Here is a 19453-nt window from a genome sequence, read left to right as displayed (position 1 = left end):
TTCTAAGTTTTATGCTGTTCCGCCCACGGTAAGCTTATCGAGTTTTAGGGTCGGTTGACCCACACCCACAGGCACACTTTGACCATCTTTACCACAAACGCCCACACCTTGATCTAAAGCCATATCGTTACCGACCATAGAAATCTGGCTCATAGCCTCAGGGCCATTACCGATTAAAGTAGCCCCCTTAATGGCTTGAGTAACTTCACCATTTTCAATCAAATAGGCTTCGGATGCTGAGAACACAAACTTACCCGAAGTGATATCGACTTGGCCACCGCCAAAGTTAGGGGCGTAAATGCCCTTCTTCACTGACTTAATAATCTCACTGGGATCTGACTCACCGGCCGTCATATAAGTATTGGTCATACGTGGCATAGGTAAATGCGCGTAGGATTCACGGCGGCCGTTACCCGTTGGCGCAACACCCATTAAGCGAGCATTGAGTTTGTCTTGGATGTAACCCTTTAAAATACCGTCTTCAATCAATACGGTTCTTTGGGTTTGTACACCTTCATCGTCGATACTCAGTGAACCACGACGATTGGGCAAGGTGCCATCGTCGACCACAGTCACTAACTTAGACGCAACTTGCTGACCAACCTTGCCGCTAAAGGCACTGCTGCCCTTACGGTTAAAGTCGCCTTCTAAACCATGTCCAACCGCTTCGTGGAGCAATACACCGGGCCAGCCATTACCTAACACCACAGGCATTTCACCCGCTGGTGCATCGATGGCGTTAAGGTTAACTTGCGCTTGACGCACGGCTTCGCGGGCAAAGGCGAAACACATAGGTAAACCTGTGTCATCGCTTGCCATTAAAACACCGTAGTCATGACGACCACCACCACCGGCGCCACCACGTTCACGTTTACCGTTTTCTTCCAAAATCACGCTGCAATTAAAACGCACCAGAGGACGGATATCGGCCGCCAGAGTGCCATCACTCGCAGCAACGAGGATTTCTTCGTGCACACCAGCAAGGCTAACCACCACTTGAATAATCCGGCTATCTAGACTGCGAATAAACGCATCGGCTTCTTTCAGTAGGTTGATTTTTTTGACTTCTTCCATCGCCGCAATCGGATCTAAGCTGTCGTATAACGCCAATGCTTTTTGACGTTTAAAGGCTTGTACCTGAGTCTGCTCACCCGCACTAGCAATGCCACGGGCAGCCTGTACTGCAGCGCTTAAGGCGGCAGGAGTGATATCGTCGGCATAGGCAAAACCCGTTTTCTCACCGCTGATGGCCCGCACGCCCACACCGCGTTCAATATGGAAACTACCGTCTTTGATGATGCCGTCTTCCAGCACCCAAGATTCGTGGCGACTACCTTGAAAATAGAGATCGGAATAATCGATTTTGTGCTGATGTATGGTGTTTAGATAGGTTTGCAGGCCATCTAACGCTAACCCATTCTTCAATAAACTTTGCTCTACTTGTGCTAAAAATGGCATCTATGCTCTCTTTGACCCCAAGGGATCTTGATATTCTGAGTGTAAATTCGGTGTACTAATTCTATGTGTTAATGCTGCATATCGACTCAAGCGCAAATTCAGCATTTCAACTCGTCTGCTGGCTACTGGCACATTATTTCAAGCTTGGTTCAAGGAACCGATTATGCTGCATGACGGGCATTTTACTGCGAATACTCTGCAGTTCGGTTAAGTCGACCTCAGCCTGTACCCAACCCGTACCGGTTTTAAGTTCAGCCAAAATATTCCCCCAAGGACCGACTATCATGCTCTGCCCCCAAGTTTCACGGCTGCCTTCGTTATGCTGTCCCCACTGAGCTGCAGCAAGAATAACGCATTGGGTTTCAATCGCTCTTGCCTGTAGCAATACTTGCCAATGGGCTTCCCCCGTCACCTTGGTGAAGGCAGAAGGGACAGTAATAATCTCGGCACCCGCAAGGCGCATCGCCCTAAACAAGTCGGGAAAGCGTAAATCATAACAGATGGTTAAGCCAATTTTGCCAAAAGGTGTATCGATAACACTAATGTGATCACCGGGGCAGAAGGTTTCGCTCTCGCGATATTGTTTTGTACCATCGGCAACATCCACATCAAAAAGGTGCAGTTTATCGTAATACCCTAAAGTATCACCTTTATCATCAAACAGATAACTGCGACTATAGACACGACCATCCTCAGCCAACGCCGGAATAGTCCCCGCGACCATAAACACCCGATACTTGGCGGCCAGTGCACTTAACGCCGATTTGAGCGGACTCTGATGGACATCGCCCGCATAGGCAAGTTGCTGACTTTCGTGGCCACCAAACAATAAACTACATTCGGGTAACACAACTAACTGGGGCGCATCGGCATCCCGTTTGAGTTCGTTAAGCTGCGATTCGATAAACTGCAGATTGGCGCTGACGTCGCGACTGCTCTGACATTGCAACAGGCTGATGTGCATTCTGATCTCCCTGAATTTGCTTAATCGGTTCTACTGCTTCGCGATGCTCTGATATGGCTGGCACTTCTGGCGTAGGTACTGCTTGAGGTTGAACCCGCTTTAAATCGGGTGCTTTAATTTTATCAGCAGGCTTTGGTTCATCTCGCTTTGGTTCTTTTGATTTAGCCTCTTGAAGCTGTGATTCTTGAGACTCTGATCCTTGAGAGCTCGGTGCCTGCACTGCTTTAGCCTCGACTGATTGAGCTTCCGTTGATTTGGCTTCAATCGTTTTAACGTCTATCGGCTTAGTTAAATCAGTGTTGTGACTTTTAGGTTCAGTCGGCACCGCTGGGCGCTCAACGCCAACCACAGGTAAAATAGATTCTGGAATTTCAATCTCTTTACTCTTTCGCTCTAACTCTTCGACCACAGGCTCTGTCATAGTCCCAGTCACCCGAAAACGAATTTCTGAAATCACTTCAATCACAGGCTCAAGCACTTTTGTCAGGGCAAAGGCTCCCAGACCCAGTGTCCAAGCGCTGGTACTGAGCAATACGACAGTCGGCACACTTGAGGCCAATTGCGGCACAAAGCGGATATCGTAATTCAAACTTTCAGTGGTGAGATCCGTATAGCCACGCACCTTCATATTACCCGCGATGGCATCCATTTCAGTGTCAGTGGTTTTCACCACGCCATTATCAATCTGCAGATTGCCATTGAAAGAGTTGAAATACATGCCCTGACCGAAGACATCGGTGAAATCCAGCGACAGTTTACGCACCAAAGAATCTAAACTGAACAGGGAGAAAATCCGCGCGCCCTTGTCACTCACCTGAGATAAGTGGCCTTTGCCTAAGTTGAATTTCACCTTGCCATTTAAGGTTTCGAGGGAGAAGGCATAGGGAGCACCTTGCCAAGATAAGTCCGCATTAACCTTCAAGGGGGCTTCATTAACGCCAGGCTCTATACCCAATTGAGCAGATAGATAACTAAACTGAGTGGCATTTAACTCAACACTGAGGTCCGTTTTATTCTGTCCAGCCTGCTGCTGCCAAATGCCACTGCCCTGCAAATTGACATTGGGCGTAGTCAAAGACAATGTTTGAATCTTATATCCTGCCGCTTGTGGGCTCGCCTGCAAAACGAGCTTTCCAAAGGATTTATCGAAGAAACGAAAATCTTCCACATTCACTGCAACGGGCGGCAAGTTAGTGAGCACTTGATCACTAGCAAAATCGGCATCCGTGTTCGGCTTTACCTCAGGTGAAAAATAAAATTTATTCGCCACAACTTTGAGACCTTGAGTTTTCCAATTTGGATAGAAATCGATCCAACCGTCAAATTCGTTGGCAACGGTATTAAAACGCCATCCCGTCTCGTTAGGCTTAGCATTAAGCCTAAGCTCCGTCAGTTGTTGCCCTAAAAGATCGAGCCGACCGATATGAGAATCGATACTCGCCACCGCGGGAAATAAACTTTTATGGGGAATATCATCAACTAAAATACCCGTTTTCGGTATTTTCTCTTGACCAACAAAGGCATTAATCACAGGTAACCATTCGGCTAATTTGGCCTTACCGAGATCGACTTGAATATGACCTTGTTCCGTATTTCTGGCTTCATCCTCACCAAACAAACGCCCCAATAACAAGTCAAAATAACTAAAATTTGCGCCTTTATCGGCATCGAAACCACCGATAAACTCGGCATGACTGGCAAGTTTGACATCGAGCGTCGCATTATCTTGATCGCCAACAAACTCAGCGACTAAAGGTCGTGGTTCATTTTCGGGTTTAGCAAAGTATCCTGGAAGTAACAGTTGCGTCCCCAGCATATCCGAAGTCACTTTGGCTTGGATTTGATAACCTTGCTCAGTAAATAGCATAGTCATAGCACCGTCCCAACTGATTTTTCCCTGATAAAAATCACTCAAGGGATTGTGCAATTCATCGGGGAGACGGCTGAGATCCCAACGACTTTTCAGCGAAAGATTAAGGCCAAAATCTTTACCTTTAGGCTGAGTGTCGAAAGTTAAACTGAGCGGTTGTTCGAACAACCGCGCTTTGATGCCTTTTCCTGTCACAACTTCATTCGCAAAGTCGACTACACCAGTCACGCCATGAAGTTGAAGCCCTGGCTGAGCAATATATACAGGCGTATTATCAAAACGGATTTGACCACGAATATCTTCAGCTTCACCTTCATACAGTGGAATGCTGATGTCTAAAGTGCCTGTGACAGCACCTTGCACTTGCACGACATCTAAGGTTTTACCTACTGAGTTCGCCAAAGGTGAGGCTTGTAACACCTTAGTCGCCGCACTGCCTTGAGTAGCAAGTTCGGCTTCAATCCTTAGCAGCGTCTGTTCACCAATAGCGGGAATAAATACATGGGCACCTGTGGCATCCACATTCATCAGCTTGCCTTGGTTTAACCAAAGATCCATGCGGGTATTTTCAAACAAAGCGTTAAGGGATAGATCTGTTACCGCAGGCCAGTCGGGTTGAAACTGAAATTTGGCATCTGTTAAGGTAAATGCTGCCTGAAATACGCCGCTATTATCGTCGAAGGGAAAACCACTTAACGAACCACGCCAAACAACTTGCGCATCTTGGGTCTGACCCGCTTTAAGCCCAGTATCCAAATACTCGGCCAGTGATTCACCCATCGCCTTATTAGGGAAATACTTGTCGGCATTAGCCACATTGTTGATACGAACATTGGCCGCCAGCGCCATGTGCGCAGCACCGCTAAAGTCCAAATTCAATGCCGCATCAACGCCGATATCTTCGTTTTCAAGCTGCAACTGAGGCACATTTAAACTCAGATGTTCAGTATCGAATTGACCATCAATTGGCGCCCCATTGAACACTAATGGCGCCGAAAATTCATCACCAAAATCAAGAGTGTACACTTGTTCAGGTAGAGAGAAATACAGCGTCTTATCTTGCCAGCGCAGGTTCACATCTACAGGATGAGTATTGGGAATACCGTCAACCTTCTGCCAATGCAACTGCTTCACTTCGGTACTGGCGAGCAAAGGCTGGTCGGCTTTTTGATACAGGCGGATTGTTCCAATATTCGCCTCGGGAGCTAACGCATGCCATTGACGTAATACGGCTCTATCGACTCCAGGAAATAGCGGCAGCAGCGGCAATAGACTCTGAGTATTAACTTGATTCACATAGGCAAATAATTCATCGTTTTGACGCTTCGCGGCCAGCGTTAATGCCGGCCAATGCTCACCATTGGTGACAAAATCCAGTCCTGAACTTTGCACTTCCCAACCCGTCGCCTTTGGCTGCCAAACAATGTCGCCCGCTTGAATTTCAAATCTCTGCGGCTCTTGCTTTAATGTCCATTGCAGCCAGCTCGGCTCAAAATGCACCATGGCAGAACTGATGCTGCGGTCGGCAAACGTAAGCCAAGCCTTAAGATTGACAACCCCTTCTAAGGGTAACTTTTGAGTGGAATCATAGGGATTAGGCTGACGTGAAGCCCATTCACCTAAATCCAAAGAGTTAGCCGCCAAATAAATCTGCCCAGTCAAACTGTCGGGATTTGCACCATCGCCCTTGATATCTAACTGTAATCCGAGAGACTCATGCTCAGAGGCATCACTATCAAGATACAACTCTCCCGCACCGCGGTGACGCTCCCCCTGATTGCGCCAGTTCAAATGACGAATATGGATCGGGCGAAACTCTTGGCGCATGCTCAGCAATTGCACTGTGGCATTGGTTAAGGAGAATCTATCGAGTTGTTTGAGTAACAGGGCATAAAGCCAATCGAGTTGCGGGGCTTTATTAATTGTGGCGGGATCGTTTTCAGTAAGCTTATCCATGTCTAAAGCGACATGGACACCCTCAAAATTGACATCTTCGATTCGTGGGGTGAGCGTGAGCAGCGATTGCCAAAAATCTAACTTCACTTGTACGTTCTTGATCATCAAGGTCACAGGCAGTTGTTCCTGTGGCGGGATCACTAAGTCATCGATGTTAAGTGCAGGGCCAAATGCCTGCCAATGGGCGGATAACTCCCCCACTTGCACATCGACTTTATATTCGCTTTTTACGTAATTAACCAGTTGCTGGCGAACTTCATCAACCTGCGGTAATAGGCCACGGATCAAACTAACGGCAAGCGCAAACAAGACCAAAATAAGCGCCAGAAATTGCCAACAAAAACGGCTAAATTTTTTTGCAGTAAAAAGCGTAGCCACTACATCATCACCACATCGTATTTGTGCTGTGAGTACATAGGCTCATTTTGCAAACGGATGCGCTTACCTATGTAAACCTCAAGTTCAGCAATAAGATGATTATCATCGGTATGCAGACTTTGATACACGGCAGGCGAACAATACAACAGGAACTCATCAGCATCGTAGGCACGGTTTAAACGGATTATTTCGCGAAAGACCTCATAGGAAACCGTCTCGACTGTCTTCATGCTCCCCGTGCCATGGCAGGCCGGACATTCGCCGCAGACGACATGCTCTAAACTTTCGCGGGTACGCTTACGGGTCATTTCGACTAGACCTAACCCCGAAAAACCACTCACATTGGTTTTCACCCTATCCTTAGATAAAGCGCTGGTTAAGCTGCTAAGAACACGAGCCTTATGATCCGCCGTCATCATGTCGATAAAATCGATAATAATGATACCGCCGAGATTACGCAGACGTAACTGCCTCGCTATCGCTTGGGTCGCTTCGAGGTTGGTATTAAAAATGGTTTCTTCAAGATTCCTGTGCCCCACAAAGGCACCGGTATTGATATCCACAGTCGTCATGGCTTCGGTTTGATCTATGATCAAATAGCCACCAGACTTGAGCTCGACTTTACGGCCGAGTGCACGTTGAATTTCGTTCTCCACATCGTAGAGATCAAAAATAGGCGCAGGTCCTGAATAGTGCTCAATCTTATCGGCAATCTCTGGCATAAACTCCAGTGCAAAAGACTGCAACTCGGCAAAAGTGCGGCGAGAATCCACTTGAATACGGTCCAGCTCAGTACCGACAAAATCACGCACAATGCGCACAGGTAAGGCTAAATCTTGATACAGGAGCGACACACCACTGCGTTTACGTCGCTCACTCACCTTTGACCAAACTCGGCGTAAAAATGCCGCATCTTGGGATAACTCATCTTCCCCTACGCCTTCGGCGGCGGTGCGGATAATAAAACCACCGTCATCATCAACATAGGGCAAAGTAATTTGTTTGAGGCGACTGCGTTCTTCTTCTAGTTCAATACGCTGGGAAACACCAACATGGCTAGAACCTGGCATAAAGACTAAATAACGGGAAGGCAGCGTGATATCGGTCGTTAGGCGTGCGCCCTTGGTGCCCAGCGGATCTTTAACCACTTGCACCATAATGTCTTGCCCTTGACGGACTAACTCGGCGATATCACGAACAACGAAATGACCTTTCTCAACATCGGCAACACACTCAGTATGCGGCACTATGTCGGACGCATGTAAAAAAGCCGCTTTATCTAAGCCAATATCGACAAAGGCGGCTTGCATACCGGGTAACACACGGCTGATTTTACCTTTGTAAATATTACCCACTAAACCCCGTTTCATCCGGCGTTCAATATGGACTTCTTGCAGCACACCATGCTCAACTAAAGCAACGCGCGCCTCAGATGGAGTTACGTTGATCAGTAATTCTGAACCCATCTTGCGCTGTATTTTATTTGGATTTAAGCGACTGGTATTCACGACTCACCCCATTCGGGAAACTAGATTAATTAATCGAAGTTACAAACTCTCTAAGCATGAAAACCGAATAAAGGAACAAGGTCAACGTCATTGGAGTACTCGATTCAGAGCCCTAAACGCCAATAAGGTTCATTCTAACCTCAAGCCAAAATCGCAATATAAGCAACCAGCAGCAGTTAAATAAAGCCAACTTCGGCTAACAACTCACGCGTTTCAACCAGAGGTAAACCTACAACGCCAGAATAACTGCCTTCAATTGCAGCCACAAAGCAACCGCCAAGCCCTTGTATGCCATAACTGCCCGCCTTATCCATGGGCTCTTTTGAAGCCACATAAGCCTCAATGTCAGCTGTCGATAAAGCGCAAAAACGCACTTGTGTTTCAACTAAGCGCACTGAGGTTTTTAAGGTTGAGTGAGACTCGCCTGCTTTGTAGGTCAGTGCCACAGCCGTCATCACAGTATGCGTTCGGCCAGACAGTTCACTGAGCGTTTGCTTAGCATCGGCCACATCCAGCGGTTTGCCTAATATTTGATTTTCAAGCACCACGATAGTATCAGAACCTAATACAGCAGGCTGTGACATATCTGCGCATAATGCCAGTCCAGCTTGGGCTTTTTCAGCGGCTAAACGTCGTACATAATCCCTTGGCGCTTCGCCCTGTTGCACAGTTTCATCAATATCCGGTGCCACTTGCGTGAAACTAAACTCAGGACGACCGAATCCAATCTGTGCCAATAATTCTTTGCGACGTGGCGAAGTTGAAGCTAAAACTAAATCCACAGTTAACGAACCTTATAATGACGTCGAACCCGACGTAAAATCCAAAATATCCAAGGCCAGATCACTAATCCTGAAATTGCAGGTAAAAATAGATCCGTTTTGAAAACAGCCTCTTGCATCACAAATTCAACCCAGTAAATCACTAAGTGATAAATACAAATCAGTAGCATGATCACTAACGACTGCTGCCATTGAGGGAAGTTTCGCAAACGCTGGCAATGCAAGATAGCAATATAAATAACCAAAGACATAGCTAAAGAGCGCACACCTAAGGTGGCTCCCAATAAAATATCTAATACTAGGCCTAAAACCCATGCGGTTAAGATGTTGTATCTGTGGGGTAATGCGATAGACCAATAGAGAACAATCATTAATAGCCAGTCTGGACGCCAAGCATCAACAGCACTTGGTAAAGGCATGATCTGGCTGATCACGCCGATAAATAATGTCACCCAAACAATAAAGCGCCCATTGGCGGCCTGAAAACTCATTAATGCACCTCAGCCACAGGAGGAGTGGTTTCCGTTGACGGTTTGGTCGCAGGCGCGGGCACAGGTTTAGAAGCCTCTGCTGGCGTGACACTTCCGCCAGCAGGAACAGCGCTATCTGCTTTTGATACATTCTCGCTCGATGAATGATCCGCAGCAGGCACGGTAGGCTGACTCGGTAAAGTCACACCAGAATCGGGGGATGGCCAAATCAACAATAAATAACGAATACGATCTAACGCCGCTAAAGGCTGGGCGGTGACTCGAGCGTAACTTTGGCCATCTTCAGTCAACACTTCCATTACCCGCGCAACCGGATAACCTTCCGGGAAACGATTCCCTAAACCTGATGTGACCAGCAAATCGCCAACACGAATGTCAGTACTCTTGGCCACATGGCGCAGCTCTATTTCATCTAACTCACCCGTACCATTGGCAACAAGGCGCACATCATTACGGGTGATACGCACAGGTAATCCGTGTGATACATCGGAGAGCAATAACACCCTACTGGTCATTTCACTGACTTGTACCACTTGGCCAACAACCCCTTGGGCGTCGACCACAGGCTGCCCAACAAATACACCACTGCGTGAACCATGGTTTAACACCGCATAGTGATGGAAAGGATCGCTAGCAACTTCCAATACTTCAGCCACCATTTTGCGCGAATCAAGGTAGGCTGGTGAGCCCAACAGTGCGCGTAAACGTTCATTTTCTTGGCGTAAGTGTTCGAAACGCTGTAAGCGTTCACTCATCAGCAATTGCTGCCTGAGCAGCTCTTTATTCTGCAACGCTAACATATTGCGGGTGGCAAAACTTTCAGACGACCAGTCAAGCGCAACACCGGGCACGCTCGCTAAATACTGTAATGGACTAAAAAAAGAGGATAACGATTGCCGTACAGGATCGAGGCGATGATTAGCCACGAGCAAAGCCACCGACAAAATAATTGCCAGTGTCAGACGGAATTGGTTTGAAATACCACGAACAAAAATTGGCTTCATAGGAAAGCTAAGGCGGTGATTAACCGCCCCATACCGAAGTTAAATTAGGTTTCTTCGGAGAACAGATCGCCGCCGTGCATATCAATCATTTCGAGGGCTTTACCACCGCCACGTGCTACGCAGGTCAATGGATCGTCCGCCACCATTACAGGAATTCCGGTTTCTTGCATTAATAAACGGTCTAAATCACGCAATAAAGCGCCGCCGCCAGTTAACACCATACCGCGCTCAGAAATATCTGAAGCTAATTCTGGTGGAGATTGTTCTAACGCCACCATCACAGCACTTACGATGCCAGATAATGGCTCTTGTAAGGCTTCTAAAATTTCATTGCTGTTCAGTGTAAAGCTACGAGGTACACCTTCTGCCAAATTACGGCCGCGGACTTCGATCTCGAGCACTTCATCGCCAGGATAAGCAGTGCCGATAGTGTGCTTGATACGCTCAGCCGTAGCTTCACCAATCAAACTCCCGTAATTACGGCGGACATAGTTGATGATCGCATCATCAAACTTATCACCGCCGATACGTACTGAAGACGAATACACTACACCATTAAGTGAAATAATCGCGACTTCAGTGGTACCACCACCGATATCCACCACCATAGAGCCGGTCGCTTCAGATACGGGTAAACCCGCACCAATCGCAGCTGCCATTGGTTCTTCAATTAAATACACTTCGCGAGCACCAGCGCCCATGGCTGATTCACGAATAGCACGGCGTTCTACTTGAGTAGCACCAACGGGCACACACACAAGCACGCGTGGACTTGGACGAAAAAAACTATTGTTGTGCACTTGTTTAATAAAGTGCTGCAACATTTTCTCCGTCACATAAAAATCTGCAATGACACCGTCCTTCATTGGGCGGATAGCTTGGATATTGCCAGGCGTTCTGCCTAGCATTTGTTTAGCTTCTGTGCCGACCGCGGCAACAGATTTCTGACCGGAGCCACTACGCTCACCACGTATAGCAACAACAGAAGGCTCATTGAGGACTATGCCTTCGCCACGAACATAAATTAATGTGTTAGCTGTACCCAAATCGATCGATAGATCATTAGAAAAAATGCCGCGTAGCTTCTTAAACATGTAACTAGCCTGTATTCTGTGGAGTCAGAAGAAAAGAAAAATCAGCTAACTTTATCAATGCCACCCTGATTCCACAAGACCGAGGAGGTTAACAATCGCTAATGAAGTGATTTTTTTTCAAATCGCCACGTAAAAAACAGTATTTAAGCGGAAAATACTGTTTATTGACGATAATATCAGCAACAAAAAACGAGTGAACACACAATTCAGCAACAAATATCAAACTAAGGCATTGCATTTAGAATCTGTTATAAGCGTTTTCGTCGACTTCCAATAAGTGAAATGGCAGCCCATTTCAAGGGAAAGCCTGAGTTCAATTTAATGAGAGAAAGAACTCAGATTAGTTTACCTCACGCCAATAGATTATTTTGTCATGCCCTCGGTAGCGACCAAAATACGCGCTCGCCCGCGGTTCAGTAAGATCTGCTGGTGATACACCATTCCAATTCCAGTACCATTCTAGCCATGGCTGCACATCCAAGGGCGCAGTCACTTGACCTCGGTATGGCGCGCCACTTGAGGTGACCGCTTGCCAGAGCAACTCAAATTGGCCAGCTTGGAATGTAGCAGTCCCGCCAGAACGAACAACACTTTGTCCCGCCACTAAGTCGGGATCAAAATTGTAACCCAGAGCGGAATGATCAACCTGCGAACCCAAAGCATACACTGCCGTTGTGCAGTTATCGGCAGTATTTAAGGCCCAACTGCTGCCATTCCAATATTCGGCTCGAGTCGGCATACGCAGTATTTCTGTCTCAGGGCCATAGGTGTTATCTATCACCACACGACCATGACGAAGGGTTTGAGTGCTGATTTTCTTAGCATTACAGTTAGTGCAAGTGCCTGTAGATGCCGCATCCATATCTGGTGAGGCCACATAGCTGTAAAGCCCATTCGGCCGAGGATCGTTATCCATCAATTGCACGCCAATATCGAGCAGCTCGAAGGGACCATCCTGATACAGATTCGTCGCCACATTTGGGGTCACCCGACTAAAGTTAGCTTGGTAAGAAGCATCAACCGTCGCCACACCTTGATTCCAACTATCAGCCTTTATAGGTAAGGCACTTAAGCGACTCTGTAAATCAACACCATTATTGTTGTTTTCTCCCACCAGTTTTGCCGTGGCAAGGGAAAATGGCGGGAAATAGTTTTTCGTTATATCCCCCGCGATATTTAAAGCACTGAGCTCCATCGACATAGGGAACAGCTGATCCATATAGCTAAAGCCGCCACAGGCAGGTATGACCGATACGTTACTGACTAAAAATCTATCGGGCACAAAACGGCCAATATTAGCTGAATATCCAATTGGAATATTTAAGCTGCTTGCCGTCCCTAAATAATTTGGGCTAGCCTGCGCTGCAATTTGGAATACTCCAACTTCGCTGATGGTCTGATTGCTGATGGTATTGAGATTATTGGCCTGCGCCGAGTGGCTGTAGGATGCCACGCCTAACGCCCCATCAAGTCCGCCGTTGGCAATGCTTGGCGCAACGACTTTACTGGCAAGCTTCATCTGCGCATCACTAAAGTTAGGCGTGGGTAAGTTGCCCGAACAAAAGTCCGGATCGCCATCTTTTTCCCATGCCATCGCTTGTACTGTCATACCAAAGGTTTGACCCGCTTTACGATAAACATTACACGTCATATTCGCGCTTGAGCAGCTAGCATTGGCATCTACAGGCTTAACACACAATCCCGCTGGTACGCTGACAAATTGGTCTGAACCTGCCATGACTAAGCCCTGTTCATCACCAGTACCTGTATATTTTGCATCTAATTGTAATTTACCTGCATCAGGGTAATTGACTGAAATGCTTGCTTGTCCGTTGGTATCAAACAGCAGGTTCACCGCCGTAGGCAAGGCACTCGAGGTGCCAATTGCCGTATTGTTGATGGTGACGGCTTTAGGCGAGATAGGCGCGCTTGGCGTTTGGTAACTGCTCCAGAAATTCAGCGTTTTGGTCTGGCTTTGGAAGCTTGGGACACACTGCTTCGTCACATCGGATTTTTTCACCGCTTTGACTAACACTTGCTCGGGGCGATTCGCACGCTTATCGGGTACATCGAATACAAAACCACTGTCGGCAAAGGTGAGTGAACAATTGTTCTCACTCAAGCCACCATTACCAATACGGCAAAGGGTTTTGCTTAAGGGTTTGGTGGTGGGATTAGAGCCCTTCACCCCTAAAGTCACTACACCGGGAGTATTTCGCCTCAGTTGCAGTTGTGCTGTGCCACCGCTAAAACTCACTTGATTACCGCCAACCCATACGCCATCTGCCGCAGAATCAGGTAATAAGGTTGCGCTAAGAGGTGCAGTAAAGGGTTGACTACAACTCGCATTTGCACAGGCTCTAATCGTTACCGTCTCAGCATTACAGGTCAGACCTTGACCCGTATGATCAAACTCAAAATGATCGATCTGAGCACCAATAGGATTCGATTCTAACGCACAAATTTGCACGTTATCGATTTCGTGGTTGTTATTTGAGCCCCCCGTTGAGCCCGTTAAAGACAATAAAAAATCACTTGGAATGGCAGCCTGACCAATTTGTGCAGCGGCGTTAAATGCGGGAACTAAAGTCACAAAACCAGAACCTGTATTACGCTCAATTTTCACAATAGATTGATTCGCGGCTTGCGAATCAATTGTGATTTTATACCTGTGCGCAGGCGACACATTATTGCCGTCTACCGCAGGCGATAAGCAACTACCGTTCGTATTAGTAGTGCCATTACTACAAGCGCCGCGTAAATAATTATACCCTGACGTGCCGACACCCGAACCGCGAACCGCAACGGACTGGCGTCGCTGGCCGACATTAGAACTACCTCCTTCACCGGAGAAGTTACCGAACTCATCAATACCAAACCCAAGCCAACCACCCGCGAACCCATTAATACCAGGTTTATAACCGTAACCCAATGGACCGCCAAATGCGCCAGGCTGCGGCGTTATAGAAGCATCCGATAACACTACCGCAATGCCGTCGGCACCATTGCCACCATAGGCATAGTGATCAAACTGGATCTCCACTAAGTTAGCTTTTCCAGGAAAGAGTCTTTGATAGGTAGATGCCGTAGATTGGTCAGATTTAGCTTCGGTTAAGCGTAATCGACCACCTTGGATAGAAGGGGTAAATCCTCCACTACTTTTAGAAACAACCCAGTCATTACTCAAAGTGCTTTGGGAAAAATTATCATTGAAACATTGCAATACTGGAACAGGGCTACAATCTGGCACTACATTTATATTGGAAGCATTACTATCAAACCTAACACTACTGCCACCATTTAAACTGATGTTTTTAGCTGTGATAGCGCCATCTAAATAAGAACCCCCCTCAAGAACTACATCTTTTTCTGAAACCACATAAGACTTTAATGATGCTCCACCATTAAGAGTAAAATTAGAGTAACTATAAATAAGGAAATTTTCAGCTTGACCTACGGTATTTAAATCATAATGCCTGTAATCATTCTTAATAAAAAATGAAACTGTTCCAGTAGATGGGAAAACTAATGTTACTCCATTATTTATAGCTAAAGTTTCAATCCAATACTGTCCAGCCGAAAGCACGATCTGTCCTGAGGTTGCATTAAGTGACTTAATTTTATATACGCCACCAGAACTAGTAAATCGAATCGTTTTATCCGAGCCTCCTTCTAACAAAATGTTATTGTACTCTCCAGCTTCAATGTCTATTTGTTTATTGTTGTATGTTGGTGGCCCTACATTAACGGTGCTCGATGATTCACATTGAGCAAAATCTAAACGACCAGATGGTAAATCAGCAATATAATTCCCTGTACGGCACATCCGAGTCGAACCATTAGAGCGAACACATAACTTATCTGCACCATTACCAAGTTGGTTATAACTATATGTTGGTAAAGAGCCGCTATTCGGAGCGTTATACAGGTACGAAGTATTAAATGTAATAGTGCCATTAGCACTGTAATTATTAACACCTTGAGGAAAAGTATCACTCCAATCCGCTTTTACTGTATGAGTTAACATAGAAAAAACGATAAATAAAATGGGGGCTAGCCACTTAATTAAGATTTTATTATAACTCATCATCAAATGCTTAGTCTCCACGGGCTTCTACCTCAACTTGTCGGCTAACACGGGTCTCGCCACTTTCGCATACCGCTTTACTGTTGATTCGATATTGGGTGGTGGTACCTACCGCATAGGCTTTGCACGTCAAGGTCACAGTGCAGGCATGGAAACCGGTTACATTAGGAGGATTCCAAGCGCTCGTTGCAGGGCAAATGCCAACTGAACCATTTAATGGGAATAATGTTGCCAATGCGGCATCGGCGCCACTATTCGCAGCAGCAAAGGCACGAGTCCCCCACACCTCTTGGGTTAATCCAGTATCGCCATCCTGCACAATATTGATCAGGGCTGACGCCAGTAGAAACATCACTGTGATCACAAACACGCCAATAATCAATGCGCTGCCGCGTTGACGCGCAGGTAAAGCATGAGAGGACGATCTTGATAGTGATGATCTGGATGCTGAGTTACGCCCTACCGAGCGACAATGTGAATTAAGGAACATTGATCACCTGCACTTGATGTCGATATTGGAACGTCTCACCATTAACATTAAACCGCGGTTGTAAATGCACCATGGCATTATTCACTAGGCTAGATGGCGTCAAAATCAGCGGTAAATCAGCACCATTATTTAAAACATTTGCCACACTTTGCGCCATTAGCACGCCCGTGCCCATAGTGGCAGGCATAGCGGCAGGATTTGGCTGAACGGCATTAAAGTTATAACCAGCATAACGCACGATTTGCAAATCATTACCGCTTGGCTCTTTTTCAAAACAATAACTCACAGGATTTGAACCAAAATAGATTCGCTGCCGTGGTGATGCTTCAGCAAAACGTGTTGGCGCAGTAAACGTCAGCGTCACTTGATGCTCCAAAGGGGAAGGCGCAGTAGCAATCGTTTTAACCTGTGCCCGCTTTTGTCTCGCGCTGCTATACACATCGGCATCAACCAAGGGATAGATCCAAGCAAATTGATTCACGCGAATCGCACTCACCGTATTATCTAGAATAACTATCCCAGTGCTCGCGGCGGCAGCTGGCACTATTGGCATGGTTAGATAAGTCGTGCTGGCTTCGATAGGCACAAACTCAATACATTGATAGGTCAGCGAATCGGTATTAACTCGCACACTATTAGGCAAAGCACTACGCAACTCACGGGTCATTCGCTCAACGGCAAAACGGCTCTGACTGAGCACTTGATCGACTGAACTCGACTCAACAAAAATCCGCGTACCAAAAATAATAAAACTACTCACCCCGACCACGAGAATCCCCAGAATCAAGATAACAGTGACCATCTCGACCAAGGTAAAACCTAGTGTGGATTTTTTATTAACCGCAGATAAAGGTGAGGCCATCAGTAATTACTCCTCACCATATTGTAAGTAATCACTTCGTTGTCGGGCGTAGTCACATTAATCGTCACTAGCTTAGTATTGGACACTGCGCCATAGGCAACTGTGACGCTTAAGTGATAGTTAGGATAAGCATTTGCATAGGTTTGGGTCGAATTGAGCATAGTCGCGGTTTCATTTAAGCCGTTGTAATCATCCACATCGTTAAAGTTGTTACGACTCTCACTGAACTCAGGGCCTAATGACGTTGAACAATTACTACCGAGCAGACTACCACAGGCTGGCGTGCCACCATTGGCATTGGTGTTTTGATCGTAACGTTTACCCCAGATTTCATTCATCACCGAATGTGCAAGCTCAGCACTGCGTACTCTATGTAAGGTACTGGCCGCACGATCAGCTTGGGGGAATAACATGCTGGTTAGCATCACTATTGCAATGGCAATCACCAGCATGCCAATCACTAATTCGATAAGGGTAAAACCCTGCTGTGGTTTGGCTTTTTTGGATGCTTTTACTGATGCTTTGCCCAATAGCAACCGAGGATTAATTCGCATAAATATAGCCCTCAGAGGAGACGTTAATCATCACAGTGTCATTAGCAATCACATTAATGCATGGCCCATTACAAGCCAACGAAGTGCTACCATCGATATCGAAATCAAGGCTAAAGTCGCTGCTGTTAGGGCTTACTAGTACTAATTGAGCACCACCTTGAAAAGCTTGGGTATAAAGCGGGTTTGGCGATAATGCAGTACCAGAACAAACCGCCCCATTTCGGGTAGAGAATTGACTCACTTGATAGCCAGTGCCAGAGACGGTTACACGAAAACACCTGTCGGTATTATTGAGCGCTTTTTGCTGTACTTGACGCAGCTCGCTAATGAACTCGTTACGTAAACTATAGGCACTGTAGGAAGACTGGGTAAACAGGCGAGGCAGTACCACCACAGCAAGAATTGAAATCAAGATGATGGTCGTTACTAATTCTACTAAGGTAAATCCAGCTTGTTTTGACATAGAGAATTTAAGCATCACTCGCGTTAATTGCTGATTTCATGTACTAGGTTCAGTTTCTGCCAACGATATTATTAACGCAAATAAATGTCGGAAAACCCTTGGCTGGCTCATTTATTTAACATCATGCAAGAACCGTATTTTATCTAAAAAAAAGGCCTGCTAGGCAGGCCTTTTCATAAATGCATATTAACAATCAGAAGCATCAGGAATTGCAGAGTAAACAGGAGCAACTGTCGCACTTGTTGCTTGTGTATAAGTAAAACGACATTCTGCTGGAGCACCTTTTTGCCACATGGTCACAACACCCTGACCTTCAAATATAATCCAATCTGCACCGGTGTCAGTAGCAACTGTTGGATCTGTAGCACTGGTTCCTTCATCAAAGCTCACTTCTATAGCATTCTCCAACTCAATTTCTGTTGCTTGAAGATAGCCAAATTGCGTAACTGCGTTAGTACCTGTGCCAATATCAACAGAAGGAGGAGGAGTTGCTGTTGCAGCTTTTTTCTCTTCTCCAGCCAAGGCCGCTTTAGAATAAACCAAGCTATTTGCACCTTGGATTGAGGCTTTTAGGCCATTCAAAGCAGAAACACGCGCATCACCTTGCAGGTTAATAAACTTAGGTGCCGCTGTGACAGCAAGAATACCTAAGATAATGATCACTACGACTAATTCAATTAAGGTAAAACCTTGTTGTCTTTTCATATAAAACTACCTTTCTTTCTAAGTGAGTACTCGTGTGAGTACTAATTAAGTTAAGTCACTTTTAGACTCGATTACTTTTAAACTAAGCTACTTAAAACATGAACAAAATAAAACTATTAATTACGGCCTATGGTACAAATGGTGTTTGAGTGAAGCTTAACACTCTGCCTGTGCCTGGGTTATACACAATTCCCTTAGCACCTACCGTTGTTAAATCAGGGGCAGGAGTGGGTACACCATTCGTTTGATTTAGCACCAGTGAAGCCACTTGGTGATAAACACATAAATCTAAACCTGCGACGACTGCACCAGTAATTGAGTTAGCACTGCCGCCTGCGGCGTTAATAACACGAGCGGTATAACGTTGATTACGTGCATCTTGGTTAAATAATACGTTACGTGGAGCACTCTGCAACACAGTGTTAAACACTTCTTGGCAACTGGCATTTGTCATAGCTGTCGCACTGGTTACTGAAGTTCCCGTTGGATAGCCAAAACGTGTATCGACATTTACTGTGTTACCGTCGAGGATAACACTGCTATTTTGACGCCCATCGACTTCCCACTGAGAACGCACAAAGCTGACTGCAGTCGATAAACCACCCGCAACACCGTCAACACTGGCATCTTCAGCATCATCGGTGACATTTAAGAATCGTGGGATCGCAGTTGCGGCGAGTAAACCCAAAATCACAATCACAATCACAAGTTCGATTAATGAGAACCCTGTTTGCTTAGTTTTCATATATATGTCCCCAGACCTCAGAAATTTTATTCTAACAGTTAA

15 protein-coding genes are annotated in these 19453 nt (G+C 46.1%); all 15 read right to left on the bottom strand.

Annotated features, from left to right (window positions below; translation table 11 throughout):
* Positions 1–9: 9 nt before the first annotated feature.
* The gene (gene tldD, locus KFE26_RS12010; protein WP_113940074.1) at positions 10–1458 is read right to left on the bottom strand and encodes a metalloprotease TldD; all 1449 of its coding nucleotides are present in this window, start codon (positions 1456–1458) and stop codon (positions 10–12) included.
* A gap of 133 nt (positions 1459–1591) precedes the next feature.
* Positions 1592–2422, bottom strand: a complete 831-nt coding sequence (locus KFE26_RS12005; RefSeq protein ID WP_212600526.1) for a carbon-nitrogen hydrolase family protein — start codon at positions 2420–2422, stop codon at positions 1592–1594.
* Complete coding sequence (locus tag KFE26_RS12000) at positions 2346–6626, bottom strand: YhdP family protein (RefSeq protein ID WP_212600525.1); 4281 nt, start codon at positions 6624–6626, stop codon at positions 2346–2348. Before KFE26_RS12000 ends, KFE26_RS12005 begins: the two co-directional genes overlap by 77 nt.
* Positions 6626–8092, bottom strand: a complete 1467-nt coding sequence (gene rng / locus KFE26_RS11995) for a ribonuclease G (protein WP_212600534.1) — start codon at positions 8090–8092, stop codon at positions 6626–6628. The genes KFE26_RS12000 and rng overlap by 1 nt, the downstream gene beginning before the upstream one ends.
* A 218-nt stretch (positions 8093–8310) precedes the next feature.
* Positions 8311–8916 (bottom strand): nucleoside triphosphate pyrophosphatase, encoded by a 606-nt coding sequence (locus tag KFE26_RS11990; RefSeq protein WP_212600524.1) that lies wholly within the window; start codon positions 8914–8916, stop codon positions 8311–8313.
* Positions 8917–8918: 2 nt separating this feature from the next.
* The gene (gene mreD / locus KFE26_RS11985) at positions 8919–9407 is read right to left on the bottom strand and encodes a rod shape-determining protein MreD (RefSeq protein WP_105251286.1); all 489 of its coding nucleotides are present in this window, start codon (positions 9405–9407) and stop codon (positions 8919–8921) included.
* On the bottom strand, positions 9407–10411 hold the full coding sequence (gene mreC, locus KFE26_RS11980; RefSeq protein ID WP_212600523.1) for a rod shape-determining protein MreC: 1005 nt from the start codon (positions 10409–10411) through the stop codon (positions 9407–9409). Before mreC ends, mreD begins: the two co-directional genes overlap by 1 nt.
* A 44-nt stretch (positions 10412–10455) precedes the next feature.
* Positions 10456–11505 carry a rod shape-determining protein gene (locus KFE26_RS11975; RefSeq protein ID WP_105251284.1) on the bottom strand — a complete coding sequence of 350 codons (1050 nt, stop codon included), beginning with the start codon at positions 11503–11505 and terminating at the stop codon, positions 10456–10458.
* A gap of 340 nt (positions 11506–11845) precedes the next feature.
* On the bottom strand, positions 11846–15592 hold the full coding sequence (locus KFE26_RS11970; RefSeq protein ID WP_249195696.1) for a DUF6701 domain-containing protein: 3747 nt from the start codon (positions 15590–15592) through the stop codon (positions 11846–11848).
* A gap of 10 nt (positions 15593–15602) precedes the next feature.
* On the bottom strand, positions 15603–16082 hold the full coding sequence (locus KFE26_RS11965; protein ID WP_212600522.1) for an MSHA biogenesis protein MshP: 480 nt from the start codon (positions 16080–16082) through the stop codon (positions 15603–15605).
* A complete protein-coding gene (locus KFE26_RS11960; RefSeq protein ID WP_212600521.1) occupies positions 16072–16944 on the bottom strand; it encodes a PilW family protein in 873 nt (290 codons plus the stop codon). Before KFE26_RS11960 ends, KFE26_RS11965 begins: the two co-directional genes overlap by 11 nt.
* Positions 16944–17498, bottom strand: coding sequence for a prepilin-type N-terminal cleavage/methylation domain-containing protein (locus tag KFE26_RS11955; RefSeq protein WP_212600520.1), 555 nt, complete (start codon positions 17496–17498; stop codon positions 16944–16946). Before KFE26_RS11955 ends, KFE26_RS11960 begins: the two co-directional genes overlap by 1 nt.
* Complete coding sequence (locus KFE26_RS11950; RefSeq protein WP_168825685.1) at positions 17488–17976, bottom strand: type II secretion system protein; 489 nt, start codon at positions 17974–17976, stop codon at positions 17488–17490. Before KFE26_RS11950 ends, KFE26_RS11955 begins: the two co-directional genes overlap by 11 nt.
* 171 nt (positions 17977–18147) lie before the next feature.
* Positions 18148–18666, bottom strand: a complete 519-nt coding sequence (locus KFE26_RS11945; RefSeq protein ID WP_105251279.1) for a type II secretion system protein — start codon at positions 18664–18666, stop codon at positions 18148–18150.
* A gap of 127 nt (positions 18667–18793) precedes the next feature.
* On the bottom strand, positions 18794–19411 hold the full coding sequence (locus KFE26_RS11940; RefSeq protein ID WP_105251278.1) for a prepilin-type N-terminal cleavage/methylation domain-containing protein: 618 nt from the start codon (positions 19409–19411) through the stop codon (positions 18794–18796).
* Between the last annotated feature and the right edge of the window lie 42 nt (positions 19412–19453).

This window comes from Shewanella sp. M16, from assembly GCF_018224605.1.
Classification (GTDB): Bacteria; Pseudomonadota; Gammaproteobacteria; order Enterobacterales; family Shewanellaceae; genus Shewanella; species Shewanella oncorhynchi.
This window is presented reverse-complemented; position numbering and strand designations above follow the sequence as displayed.